Source organism: Commensalibacter sp. W6292M3, assembly GCF_016101315.1.
Lineage (GTDB): Bacteria > Pseudomonadota > Alphaproteobacteria > Acetobacterales > Acetobacteraceae > Commensalibacter > Commensalibacter melissae.
In genome coordinates, this window is record NZ_JACFQT010000001.1 from 1,070,213 (window position 1) to 1,084,320 (window position 14,108).

Here is a 14,108-nt window from a genome sequence, read left to right on the forward strand (position 1 = left end):
AAAGGATATCAAGAAACAAACATACAAAATTAGGGTTGGATCGCATTTTGCCTATGTTCTTTCAACATACTCAAAATCCGTTGAATACATCGACCACAGTCGGGTTTTGAACCACAAGATTTATAGACTTTGCTTGGACAGTCTGCACCATCCTTAATAGCATTTCCTATATCCTTGTCGGTTAATGCACGACATGAACAAATATACATCGCCAAGGCCCCATCACAACTAGGTTGTTAATAATGATTATAATAACCATTCTTAATAACTATGTCTACAACTTTTTTATTACGTATCTAAACTTTTTTTGATCATGGATTTATTTCTTTTTTTATTTACAAAAAAAACATATAATTAATTAAATAATCACAAAGATTATTTTAATAATATCAAGTAATTTAAACATACAACAATTAAGGATTTCATTAATGATCAAAGATAAAAAAGTAATTGAATATTTGAATATTCAGCTTACAAATGAATTAACAGCCATCAATCAATATTATCTTCACTACAAAACCCTGTGTCATTGGGGAGTTACCATTCTTGGCAAAAAAGAATACCAGGAATCCATTGAGGAAATGAAACATGCAGATTCGCTGATTGAACGTATTCTCATGCTTGACGGATTGCCCAATATGCAAAGATTAAACACCGTACAGATTGGTCAGTCAGTTGAAGAGATCCTCCATGCTGATCGCCAGATGGAGATGAAGGCTTGCAAAGATTTACGCGAGGCAGTTTCCTATTGTGAACAGATACAGGATTACGTGACTCGTCATATTTTTGTTTCAATTTTGGATTCTGAAGAAAAACATATTGACTTTATTGACAAACAATTTGATCTGATCAAACAAATTTCTATAGGTCGTTACATTACTTTAAATTCTGATCACGCAACGGAACAAGAATCGTAATTCAAATTTTATTCAATATGGATATCTTATTAAAGTAAGATGTTACTATCTTACTTTTTAAGAAAATTACGAATTATCCTTTTTCATACAAATCAAGTTAATATATCCAATCTTACAAAAGATTGTCTTTGACAGATCCTCTGTAATTAAGCAAGATTAGCTTTTACAAATTCAACAACCCTGTTTTAAATATTTCAATAGACAAGAACCGGACAGGAAATCAAAGACATGAGATCAATCCTACCCCCTTTGACACTAAGCTTGACTTTGCTTGCAACCACCCCTTTTAGCGGGTTTCTTCATCCTGCCTATTCTGTTCCCACCAATCATATTTCATCAAAAAATATATCTTCTTCAAAACAGCAGGTAATTCGCGCCACTTTGAAAAATGGATTACGGGTGATTATCATTAAAAATAATTTGGCCCCTGTTGTTACGGCGCAAGTCAACTATCTTGCCGGTTCCAACCAAACGCCAAAAGGATTCCCGGGAACTGCACACGCATTGGAACATATGATGTTTCGTGGAAGCAAAGGTCTAGACAAGGATCAGCTGGCAATTATCGGGGCACAATTGGGCGGAAGCTATAATGCCTTTACCACAGAACACGTCACACAGTATTATTACACAGCTCCTGCCGAAGATTTAGATGTTATCCTGAAAATTGAAGCTTTACGAATGAATGGATTAAGCTTAAATGCCGCGGATTGGGACAAGGAACGTGGAGCGATTGAACAAGAAGTTTCAAGGGATTTGTCCAATCCAATTTATAAATATGTTTCTGAATTACAAAAGATTTTATTCAAGGACACCCCATATGAACATGATGCTTTGGGAACCCGTCCATCTTTTGATAAAACAACCGTTCAGGATTTACGTGAATTCTATGAAACTTACTACACACCCAATAATGCAATCCTTGTTATCTCAGGCGATATTGATCCCCAAAAAACCCTGGCAACTGTCAAACAAAATTTTTCTTCCCTACCTCGCAAAAATCTACCCAAACAAACCTCTTTCAAATTAAAGCCAATAAAAGCCAAAACATTACATTTTCCAACGGATCTCCCAGCTGGACTTATAACAATGGCATGGCGTATGCCTGGGGAAAAATCCAGTGATTATGCCGCCGCGACCATTCTGAGTGACGTTATTTCAAGCCAGCGGGAAAAGTTATATGGTTTAGTGCCACAGGGAAAGGCCCTGTCAGCTGATTTTGAATATATTCCCAAAGGCAATACGGGCTTTGGCGTGGCTATTGCAGCATTTCCAAAAAACAGGAATTATCAATCCCTTTTGAACGAGGTTCAGACAATCCTTAGATATTTTCATGAAAATGGTGTTCCAGCCGAACTTGTTGAAGCGGCAAAACGCAAGGAGATTGCATCCCTCAAATTCTCTGCCAACAGTATCACGGGATTGGCCAGCAGCTGGTCAAATGCCTTGGCTTTTCAGGAATTAAATAGTCCTGATGATATGATTGCCGCTCTTAAAGCAGTCACTCCAGAAAAAGTTAACCAATTGGCAAAAAGGATTTTAAAACCGGAAGAAGCGATCACGGCGATTCTCACACCTGAGGATTCCGGAAATCCTTTATCGAAAAAAGGTTATGGAGGTGCTGAATCTTTTACCTCAATTCCTGATAGACCTGTCCCCTTACCTGAATGGGCTGATAAGGCACTGAAAAAACTTAATATACCCAAGGCATCCCCTTTACCTACAGATATAACCCTGAAAAATGGTATTCGTTTGATTGTTCAGCCAATCAATATCAGTGATACCATAAGTGTATTCGGTGCCATTCGACAGAACTCAAGTCTGCAAGAGGAAAAAGATAAGGAAGGTATTTCAGACATTACAGATGAGATGTTCAAGTATGGGACCAAGACTTATGATCGTCTGACTTTTCGCAAACAGATTGATAACATCGCTGCCGATATCAATACAGGAAGCGAATTTTCATTATCTGTTCTTACGCCCTATTTTGACCGTGGTATGCAGTTATTGGCTGATAGCGAGTTAAATCCGTCTTTCAAACAAGAAAACCTAGATATCGTCAAATCACAAACAACGCAGTCTCTAAAAGGATTATACCAGTCCCCAGGTTATCATTTTGACAGATCCGTTGCAAAAGCGGTCAATCCCATTAATGACCCAAGTTTACGTCAGCCAGTCCCTGAAAAAGTTATGAAATTAACCTTAAATGATTTGGAAAATTTCTATCAGCAATCCTTTCGTCCAGACCTTACAACAATTGTTGTGGCAGGCAACATAACGCCTGAAAAAGCGAAGGCAACCGTTGAAAAATATTTCGGGTCATGGAAGGCGAAAGGTGTCAGGCCCAATCTTGATTTGCCTCAACGTCCAAATAGCAAGACCTCCTACATTCATGTTCCCGATAAAAGCGCAGTGCAAAGCAGCGTTGCATTGGTTGAATCCATCCCGCTGAACGTTTACCATCCGGATCATTATGCCCTGAACCTTGGCAATGAAATATTAAGTGGCGGATTTGCAGGGCGGTTTTACAAGGACTTGCGGGTTAAGACAGGATATGTCTATAACATAAACAGCTCTTTTGACTGGTCCCGCACACGTGCGGGATATAACATCAGTTTTGGTGCGGATCCTGACAAGGTTGATCTCGCCCGCAAGGCAGCCCTGAAAGACTTGCAGGCCATGCAGACGCAACCCGTCAGCGAACATGAACTGCAACTGGCCAAGGCGTCATTGCTGAAGAGTATCCCATTGCAACGTTCCAGCATTGACAAACTCGCGTCACAATATTTGACCTTCAGCGAATTGGGATTGCCCCTGGACACACCGCAAAGATCAGCCCAAATCTATTATCGGATGAGTGCCGGCGATATTCGGAAAGCCTTTAAAACATGGATCAGAATTGATGATCTCGCCCAGATTACCAAAGGGCCAATTAACCAGAAATAAAATTATATATTGTTGTTATTTTGAATTAAAAATTATAATCTTTACTCTTCATCTTATAAAAATTGTGTTTTTATTCTCTTCCTCATACTTTAATTTTTGAAATATATTTATAAATTCCTGAATTTCTTTTACCAACAATTCCAAATTTACAATTTTAACGGTTCTAAGAGGATTATCACTATCATAATCTTTTATATATTCTGTAAGTTTTTCAACAACTTTTTCCCAAAAAGGTTCTTCTTTAATAAGAATCTCTTTATTATAAGAATGGTTACTATTATACCGTAAATGTAATGCATGATGAAAATCGTGTATCAATGAATTTTTACAATTTACTATTGCCTGAACAAATTCAGCAATATAATCATTGTTGATAAAAATTTCTTTTTGCCGATTTTTATCATTATAGAAAATTATATCATCAAAACCCTTATTTTCCTCTCCCCTTAACATCTGAATTATTTTTTTTAATTTTTCATCACTTGCTTCTTCTTTAGACAATTCAGAAATACATTCTTCTTTGGACTTTATAAATTTTTTCAATATTTCAGAAAAAACAGGATTATCATACGATGCAAAATTATAATTTTTTGGATTATTGCAATATAAATCATTAAAATTTGTAATATTTCCATAATTTATTATCCATGTCTTGCAATATTTCCTGATATAATCAACTGCGAGCCTCTTAATTGAATTTATATCTTCCTTAATCAATTTATTTTCATTAAAATGAATAATTAATCCTAAATAGTGAAAAAATATAGGGAAATCCAAATATTTTAACGAAAAATAATTAACCCTAAATTCATTAAATAAATTTTGAAAATCTTTTTCATCTAATGATCTATAAAAAAATAATTTATCCAATAAATCCTTTCGATTCTTATCAAAAAAACTTTTAATGTTTTTATCTATATTAGTAAAATCTGATCTAAATAGAATATTAACCCATACATGCATTTCAAATATAGTAACTTGTATTAATTTAAATGAATGAAAAAATCTCACTAAATATTTATTAAAAAAAAATCCTCTTTTATCCATAATTTCCAGAAGTTTATAATTTTTAGCATAAATTTCTTCTAATTCTGGTGGATAACTATCAAAAGAACAGCAAGAGTTAATTAATATTTTATTTACATCCCTCATAATTTTTTCAGATAAATCATTGCCCGTTATTTTCCATTCAATAATTGCTAATTTTAAAATGAAAAAATTTTCAATTAACATATTAATAAAATTTCTTTTTATTTCATTCTCTACTCTTTCTTCACCCGTTAATTCATTATCCTTTTCCAGGGGATAATAATCGTCTTTGATATTTTGTAACAAATTTTCACAATCATTTATGGCCTGTTTAAGCCCTCTTAAATTTGGTGTGGCAATCTGACCATCTTTATAAATCCGTTTAATAAAATCATGATGTTGTGCGATAAGCTTTTTATATTTGTTGGGTTCCGTGCCATTCTCGCCAGTAAATAAAAAATAATTCACTACAGCTTCAAAATTGGAATGAATTTTGAAAGTTTTCCCAATAACTTTCTCTTTAAATTCTTTATATAAATAGGATTTTTTCAGAATTTCAGGATCTACAGCCTGTTTATTGCGATCAATTACATTACCCTGATTTACATTATCAGGTTGCCTGTTTCTGTCTTTGTTGTTTTTTTCGTTATCCTCAATCTCAGAAATTCCAGATTGTTCAATCAAAAGCTTTTCCTCATTCGCTATAAGGATAACTTTCATTTTTTCAACCTCTACAACTTGATTGATCCAGCCCAGAAACTCTTTTAAGGGAATATCCGATCTTTCCAAATCATCAAAAATAAAAACCAGATTATGTTTTTTCACTGATGAAATAATAGATTTCAATCTTTTTTTAAAATCTGGAAAAGTTGTTAATGGAATAAATGCCTTGAGTAAGGAAAAATAAGGGTTGGCAAAATTAGAAATATTTGCATTTTTAATCAATAAGGAAGCAATATCTGATAGAATATTAAAATTACCAAAAATTGATTTAGTCAATCTACTTTCAAGCTCTTCTACAGTTTTGATACCGAATACGCTGATCTTGATCAATCGTATATTATATTTTTTTAATTTTTCATTTCTTGATAATACTTTATTTAATCGATCAGGTTCGAATGCAAGATAATGATCAAATTTTATACCAACGGATACCAACTTTCGAAAGATAAATACCAAATATATTATAAACCAATTTCGTTTTTTTTTCGGTAATTCACTTTCATTTAAAATGATTTTGCTATTTTGTAATTTATCAGCCCCTGAATATGCATCGATATAATATGTTTTACCGATGCCCCATTTACCAGTTAACAATACAGCAAATTCTGGCTCTTTTTTATCAAAAACATAATAATCCAAATACTCCGTGATATGTTGATTATCACCACCTAAAATGTCAGAAGATTTATCCACAGTATATCTCATTCATAATATCACTTATTTTGATTTTGTAATATTTTAACCTGAAATTTGAATGAATGAGATATTATTTCATAGTCAAGTAATCACTATTGATTTATATTATGTGCAGGCTTTCCCCATCTGTTTTCCGTTGGTTTGCTATCAATACAAAACATGATAATAAGGGCTAATGACCCTATGCCGGTAAAATATAGCAATAACCACCACCCCGATAGATTAATATCATGCAAACGCCTGATTGAAACCGAAATCAGGGGAATGAACGTAAATAAAAGCCAACAGAAAATAAAAAGATAAATAACCCATACAAGAATTGACAAGACTGGATGGGATGATGATCCTATATTATATACAACATAAAAAAGAACGACCGTGCTTATAACCAGAACGGCAAGAAAGATAAGCAGAAAATACCAGAATTCCTTTCTTCCAGCCCTTCCCTCTACTGTCAAATAATTTTTTATACATCTATTAAACCAATCAATGATTGTATTATTTTCTTCATTATCATATTGGTTAGATACATCAATGTTATTCTCTGACATGTTCATCTGTTTGCACCCTTTTCAGTAAAGATAAATGGTGGACTTTTTGCATTCACCGAATTATCAGAAACACCTGATTATTGAATATTCTGGTCAATATTCCGGAATATCCCAATCTTTGTATTTATATTGTAATAATAAATAATTATACAAACAACCAAAATAATTCCATAATAATAGAATTAATATTATTAAAGAATTACAAACAATACTGTTAAAATTATTAACATAGATTATTTTATATTTTTTTATTTTATATTATCCAGACTGATAACAAAAATCCCTTTCCTGTAAAACTGTTAAAGAAAAAGGATGAAAATCAGTTATCTATATTTTAATTTTGCTGGAGGCCCCCATTGATTATCCTCATATTTAGTATCAATGCAAAACATGATCCAAACACCAATTGAACCAACGGGTATGAAATGAAGAAGCAACCAAAAACCTGACAAATTAATATCATGAAGACGTCTGACCGCAACGGAAATCATGGGAATAAACATTACAATGCTAAATATACTCCACAAGAATATTGATAGATATAGACAGACCTCAAAAATTAGTATTCCATCAAATGAAGTATCCGTTTGAAAAACGGTAGCAGAAAATAACAGGCCAATTATGAGTAGTCCAATAAAAAAAACGGCCAAGTAACAAATTTGAAACGACCAAAATTCCATTCTTCTGGCCCTTCCTTCAAAATTAACATAATTTCTGATGCATTTACTAAACCATCCTATGATCGTATAGTTTTTTTCTTTTTCAAGTTTTTGTTCATATTGGGTCCGTGATTGAATTTTATTCATAAAATGAACATTTTTATCATCAATTAATATAAAAACTGCAACAGCCCTACCGAGTTGATTGACTTGAAAATCAACACAGGTCCCTTTTTGAGGGGCGATATTTTCCTTCCATTCATCGCCACTAAATTCGTAACGCTGCCCATCATCGCCTGAGATATACCCTGTATTAGTCTGTATGATAAAATTGAGTATAAATCCCCGCATATTTAAAATTTTTTTCCTGTCTTAAATAAATGATATCAAATAATTTTTCTAAAATATAATCTAGTCTAGAAATCCATCATTTTTCAAAATTTCCATAACGGTCTGAATTCGGTTATTATAGAGATGATCCCGCAGAGTGCGTGCCTGTGCTTTTTTAGCCGTTTCCAATAATAAATCTGGATCATTCAAATATTTATCAAGTTGTTGTTGAAAATCATAACGTGTTGAAAAAACCGGGACCTCATCCCGTTCATAAAAATCATGAATTGCATAATTATCTTCATGAAAAAGCTGCATAGCACCTGCGGCAGATGCCTCGAACGTTCTTGGTCCAGGGTTTGAAGGCATAATCATATACCGTTTATTTTCAAAATGAAGGCTACGACCCAAATTAAGAACAATTTTCGAGCGCTGATATAACTCAATTAACTGATCTTTCTCTATCCTGGCATCTGAAAAGCCAATCCCGAATTCACCCCAACCCGGGCCGATAATTTTTACTTTTAGATTTGTCAGGGCTGGTTTTATGCTGCGCATGACATCCTTGCGGCTACCAAATGCAACACCACAAAACATGACATCAACCGTTTTTTCAATGGTTTCGTCAATGGGACGGTAATGCAACTTTTCACAAGCTGCCAAAGGTAAAAAATGGGTATGTGGATGATTATAAAAATTCGTCCCCCAACGATCACAGGAAAATATCACATCGAAATCGTCAATAATTCTGTAATTGGCATCTTGTTCATACGGATCTTCTGTCGCCCAAAAAATGGTGATCGCACCGAATTTTTTTGCCCTGTGACATACTTCTCCAAAATAGGTGCTTTCCGGCAAATATGATCCAATTGAAAAAACAATCTTAGGTTTTATATACTCAATTGCAGCCGCGGCTCCTGCAATATTCGTGGAAATTACATTACCTTCACCAAAAACACTTTCCCAACCTGATATAATGGCTTCACGGATCTGCGCATTGGCCTGCGATTCATAACGTCCACCACTGCATACCATTACTTTTTCATTTTTAGTTTTTTGAAATTTATTTTTTGATTTTATAGCCATATGAACCTTTTAACACCTGTGTAAAATAACTTTTGATAAAATTGACTGCAACTGCTCCTTAAACCGTTCACGATTGCATTCGCGAGCAATACGATCAAGGGCATTTTGACGCAGTTGATTCCATAATTCCTCCGTCTGGTACAACCTAATAATTTGCGAGGCAAAAAATTCCGGATTATCCGTGGAGGCTGCAAGAATATCCCTCTCATCTTGCCATCCCAGTTGTTCCACCAATAAATTTGACGCCACGATAGGAATTCCATAGGATGCAGCTTCATGTAACTTATAGGGAATGCCACCCGCAAATCTCGTTGGTGCGATATAGACACGATGATCATCATATAAACTGGACAAATCTGGCACCATTCCCAAAAAATCTATATCAGGATAATTAATCAAGGCGGATATATCAACAGAGGGATTTACATAGCCTGCAATTGAAAAAGTAAAATCCGATCCCATTTTATCAATCAAAATCGGCATCACAGAAGTTATAAACCATTTCAAACTGTCATAATTAGGTGCCTGATCATCATGCAAAGCACCAACAAAAAGAATATTTTTGCGCTCTTTCCATTCCTTTTGTGATTTGCGTATGTTGATACTATGTCCGAGAATATCGACATTGTTAAATCCTGCCTGTCGAATATAATTTGCATCAATTTCATTAACGGCTACAATTTCTTGACAATGTTTTGCACAGGATAACTCCTCCTCCAGAGCCTGTTGAAAATTTTCGTCTATTTCCTTTTCCAATAGCTTTGCCTGCAATCGTGTCCGGGGTGTCGCAACAACCTCTGTATCAAGGATTATTTCCTGGGGTAAATAACGGCTAGCTTCACCCATCATGGGCAATATTCTATTTAAATTATGGGTTCTTCCTATCCAGACCAAATCATAATATCCCGCTCTTTCCTTAAAGAAATCACGAAGATGTTCAACTGTATGATTGAACAACACCTCAACCGTATCAGGCATGCTTGAATAAATCTGATAAACATGGGGATAAAAGTAATTTATAGGATAAACCGTCACTTCATACCCTAATTCAGACATTTGAAAGATAATGTCATTTGAACGAATATACCCAGACCCCAGATGTTTTAAAGGAACCCTATCCTCAATGAATAAAATTCTTTTATTTATATTTCGTCTCTGTCGCGCAATTAAAATATTATCACTATGTCGGGGAGATTGAAACCTTAAAAAATCCGCATGTTCTCTAGCAAATAATCGATGGTTTCGCTTTATCAAACCACTTGAAATAATCGGATTACTTGAACAATACTCCATATGTTCCACAACTGCATTGGGATCATATACAATACGATATCCCGCCTTTATCATCCGAACACAAAAGTCCGTATCCTCAAAGTAGGCTGGATAATAAATAGGGGAAAATCCATTCAATTCCTTCAGCACTTTTGATTTTACAGCCAACATCGCCGCTGAACAGTAATCAACATCCCGAACAAAATTCGCCTCGGGAATCAATGGGTCTTTTCCCCTCAAATACCCTGTCGTTGTTCCATCCCGCCAAATAATCTGGCCTGCCTCTTGAAGCAATCCATCTGGATGAATTATTTTACCTCCGACTGCACCAATATTATCTGCTGAAGTCAACCGTTTACAAAGTGCATCAATTGCTCCCGGCAATAAATTAATGTCATTATTCAAAAAAATAACAATCGGGGCATCAACGTCTTCCATCAATATGTTGCATGCCTTACCAAAGCCAAAATTATAGGGAAAACGGTTTACGGAAGCACCGATCAAACAACCTTGGATAAATTGACTGTCATCTATCGAGTGATTATCACCCAAGAGTAATTGTATATTTCCATTAAAATTAGAACGAAGGGATGCCAACGCGGTCAATGTTACCGTCAGATTATTGTGCATCAACATAATTACACAGATATCCGCCTGACCATTATAAGAGAAATCAAGCTTTTCATGAACAACCGATGGTAAAACAAGTCTTGATTTTTTTTTAAAATATGTTCTGCTTTCCTTTGTTTCATTAGTTAAGCGATAATGAGAATCATCAGGTTGCTTATTTATCCACTGATCAAGTTTTTGTTCAAATACATAAGCTGCAAAAGCATCCCTGAATATACCCGTTTCAACCTTATCACGAATATCCCCTGATAGATAATATTCGTGCAGACTAATATCGATCCTTGGAGAACGAAGTTCTAACGCACCATAATGTATGAAATGATCATAGCCGTTTCTAAAACTTGCTGTTGATTCAATGGCTTGATTTATATCCTTATAATGATCTAGGTAAAATTCTTCTTCAAACCATGGAGATGGATTAAATAGTTTTGGTGTTTCATTCAAACAATAATGATGTAGAGCACAAAGATATTCACCATCAGCAATTTTTTGTTTTACATCAGGATATTTTTCTAAATACCATGATGTGTCAAAATAAAGAGAGACATTTGTATTTTTTTCAACATCACTAAGATAATAAAGAAAATTTCTATAAGGATTTTGACTGCGCTTTACATCTTCACGTTCATAACATGCCTGTTGATAGATTGAAGGATCGAATAACAAGGATCCTGTACGACGTAATCCATCCCCTTTTTTCAAATAATGATCATAAGCATTAATATATTGGGAATCATTAATAACTTCATGAATAAAATCAGCGTTATTTTTTAAATAATAATGTGTTGAAAAAAGCCAGTGAGGATCATGTGTCAAATAACCCTGATTACAATAATGCTCAAAACCTGATTTAAACGCTCCACGATCAATATTTTTTCTTAATTCAGGATATCGTTGTAAATACCATTCCTCATCAAAGTAGGGATTGGGAGAATGACCTAAAATTGAACCTACCTGATTATAATAAATTTCCACATCATCCAAACCACAATTTTTCATTCTTTCACTTAGGTCAGGATAGGTTTTTATATACCATTCCCCATCAAATTTAGCCCATAATGCTTGATCAACTGCATCCTTGTCATTTTCTATATTTTTTTGAATTGGCAAACTATCAGATTGTGACGAAACAGGTAAATCCTTATTCCGTCCCCCATAATTTGTTCCGCTAGCTAGCAATCGAATATAGGCATTTGGATAAAGTCCCTTTTGAATATCCTGTTTTACAGCTTTATCCGCAGCATATTGCTGTAAATTTATTTCTTCACAGGGATCCCATAAAAGCTGTATTCCCTCGTAAATAAAATGAGCATATCCATTTCTATATTTTTTGAACGCTTGAACATTCTCAAGCTGGCTTTTATATTTTTGATCATAAAAGGATTCATCAAACCAGGCATTTGGATTGAAATTGAAAGCTTGACTGTTTACTAGATAATGATGAATATAATTGTTGAATGTTCCTTCTGAAATTGCCTTTGTTATTTCTGGATAATTCTGCGCATACCATTCTGGATCAAAATACCAGGATACCTGTATTTTACCATCAATTTCATCCAAATATTTTAGATAATGTTGATAAGGCGATAACCCTTCCTTAATGGCCTGTTGATATTTTCCAATGAAAAAATTACTGTTAAAAAAAAGACTGCCACTATTTCCCTCAATATCTCCCACTTTCAGAAAATGGTCATATCCATTAACAAATCCATTCCTTTCCAAATTCTCATTTGTCAAATGTGGATTTACTTTTTTGTAATATTTTTCAGAAAATAACCAATGCGGATCATGGGTATGATATCCCTCCTTGCAATAATGTTGAAAACCACTGGTAAATTGATGGCAATCAACCATTAGTTTTACATCAGGATATTTCTGTAAATACCATTCCTCATCAAAATAAGGATTGGGGGAATGACCTTCAAAACAACCAAATGTTTTATAATATTCTTCAACACTATCAACTTCCAGTGCCTTCATTTTTGAAGTTACATGATCATATTTGTGAACATACCATTTTTCATCAAAAGCCTGCCATATTGGCATATAATCTGAAGAGGCTATTTCCTTTTCAATATTAGAAATGTTATCCTCGATAACTGAAAACCCTTTTTCATTTTTTCGCGTAGATATGGAGTCTGAAACATCCCCAGATTCAACGGTCTCTTGATTCTTTACTGTTTTTTGTATATCAAAACTATTTTCGATTTTGTCTTTATCGTTTGAATATTTTTTTTGGATTTCCATGAATTTATTTAAAAGATGCAAATCCTGTTGAGCCACCCAATATTCAAATATATTCAGATATAGATTGTCTTTTGCAATTTTTTCAAATATCTCATCAGAAAATTGATTATAATCAAAATCCTTCAATGGTTTTCGTTTTTCCTTGCATCCACATACAATAAAATGTTCATAACCATTTCGAAAAAGTCCATGACCATCCATCAAAATCGAAGGAGATAAATCCTGATAGTTTTCAAGATAAAATTGTTCGGAAAATTGTTCCAAAGGCGAGAATAATGTTGGTGTTGGATTGGATAGATAATGATGGAGAAGATTCAAGTATTGATAATTGGTGGTTTTTAATGTTTCCTTTGAATATGTATTTCCATACCATTTTGGATCAAAAAACCATGAAAGTCTGAATTTATCGAAATCATCCGTATCATTTGTTAAAACATATTGATATGGACCATATTCTGTGATTTCGTCTAAATTCTCTTTTTGGGATAAATACAAACAGGGATTGAAAAAAAAACTTCCTTTAAGACAGGATCTATCTCCAACCCGTAAATAATGATCATAACCATTAATATAAGGTTTTCCCTCGCCAATTAGGTCATTTATTTCTGGATTATGCTTTTTATAAAATGTTTCTGAAAATAACCAATGTGGTGAATGATCTTTAAAGCCAATTTTACAGTAATGATCAAATCCAGAAGTGTATTTCCCCTTTTTTATAAGCTCCTTTACATCATAATATTTTGTCAAATACCATTTTTCATCAAAATACGGATTGGGCGAATTTCCAACCTTATACCCATTAGTTGAATGATAAGCAAAAACATCGCCTTGATATATATCCTGTATCAGTAACGAAAAACTTTTATACCGATTACGATACCATTCCAAGTCGAAAACCATCCATTTGGGTTGTTTTTCTTCACTATCATACACAATTTACCACCTTATATTTTAATTAAAATAGCTACTTAAATAATTATACTTATCGCTAGTTAAAATTTATTTGAAATTATTTTTATTAATTA

Annotated in this window: 8 protein-coding genes; 2 read left to right on the forward strand and 6 right to left on the reverse strand. The window is 33.9% G+C overall.

The window, feature by feature from the left end:
• Positions 1 to 29: 29 nt before the first annotated feature.
• Positions 30 to 209 carry a bacterioferritin-associated ferredoxin gene (locus H3T57_RS04815; RefSeq protein ID WP_155565201.1) on the reverse strand — a complete coding sequence of 60 codons (180 nt, stop codon included), beginning with the start codon at positions 207 to 209 and terminating at the stop codon, positions 30 to 32.
• Positions 210 to 428: 219 nt separating this feature from the next.
• On the opposite strand from H3T57_RS04815, the gene bfr reads away from it, so the two are divergent.
• Together bfr and H3T57_RS04825 are read left to right on the forward strand one after the other, a co-directional pair.
• Positions 429 to 917, forward strand: a complete 489-nt coding sequence (bfr, locus tag H3T57_RS04820; RefSeq protein WP_110438757.1) for a bacterioferritin — start codon at positions 429 to 431, stop codon at positions 915 to 917.
• A 228-nt stretch (positions 918 to 1,145) separates the two neighbouring features.
• Positions 1,146 to 3,860: a pitrilysin family protein gene (locus tag H3T57_RS04825; RefSeq protein WP_198193363.1), complete on the forward strand. Its 2,715-nt coding sequence runs from the start codon at positions 1,146 to 1,148 to the stop codon at positions 3,858 to 3,860.
• Between the two features lie 48 nt (positions 3,861 to 3,908).
• On the opposite strand, the gene H3T57_RS04830 is transcribed toward H3T57_RS04825, so the two are convergent.
• The 5 genes from H3T57_RS04830 to H3T57_RS09215 form a co-directional block, all read right to left on the reverse strand.
• On the reverse strand, positions 3,909 to 6,305 hold the full coding sequence (locus H3T57_RS04830) for a P-loop NTPase fold protein (protein WP_198193364.1): 2,397 nt from the start codon (positions 6,303 to 6,305) through the stop codon (positions 3,909 to 3,911).
• A gap of 95 nt (positions 6,306 to 6,400) precedes the next feature.
• Positions 6,401 to 6,859, reverse strand: a complete 459-nt coding sequence (locus H3T57_RS04835; protein ID WP_198193365.1) for a DUF805 domain-containing protein — start codon at positions 6,857 to 6,859, stop codon at positions 6,401 to 6,403.
• Positions 6,860 to 7,182: 323 nt separating this feature from the next.
• Entirely contained in the window at positions 7,183 to 7,869 is a 687-nt protein-coding gene (locus H3T57_RS04840) for a DUF805 domain-containing protein (RefSeq protein WP_198193366.1), read from the reverse strand.
• A gap of 60 nt (positions 7,870 to 7,929) precedes the next feature.
• Positions 7,930 to 8,934, reverse strand: a complete 1,005-nt coding sequence (locus H3T57_RS04845) for a glycosyltransferase (RefSeq protein WP_110438749.1) — start codon at positions 8,932 to 8,934, stop codon at positions 7,930 to 7,932.
• Positions 8,935 to 8,943: 9 nt separating this feature from the next.
• On the reverse strand, positions 8,944 to 14,016 hold the full coding sequence (locus tag H3T57_RS09215) for a glycosyltransferase (protein ID WP_198193367.1): 5,073 nt from the start codon (positions 14,014 to 14,016) through the stop codon (positions 8,944 to 8,946).
• Between the last annotated feature and the right edge of the window lie 92 nt (positions 14,017 to 14,108).

Excerpts from the sequence above, each read along its gene's own strand:
- H3T57_RS04815 (WP_155565201.1), bottom strand. The coding sequence starts at position 209 with ATGTATATTTGTTCATGTCGTGCATTAACCGACAAGGATATAGGAAAT.
- bfr (WP_110438757.1), top strand. The coding sequence starts at position 429 with ATGATCAAAGATAAAAAAGTAATTGAATATTTGAATATTCAGCTTACA.
- H3T57_RS04825 (WP_198193363.1), top strand. The coding sequence starts at position 1,146 with ATGAGATCAATCCTACCCCCTTTGACACTAAGCTTGACTTTGCTTGCA.
- H3T57_RS04835 (WP_198193365.1), bottom strand. The coding sequence starts at position 6,859 with ATGTCAGAGAATAACATTGATGTATCTAACCAATATGATAATGAAGAA.
- H3T57_RS04840 (WP_198193366.1), bottom strand. The coding sequence starts at position 7,869 with ATGCGGGGATTTATACTCAATTTTATCATACAGACTAATACAGGGTAT.
- H3T57_RS04845 (WP_110438749.1), bottom strand. The coding sequence starts at position 8,934 with ATGGCTATAAAATCAAAAAATAAATTTCAAAAAACTAAAAATGAAAAA.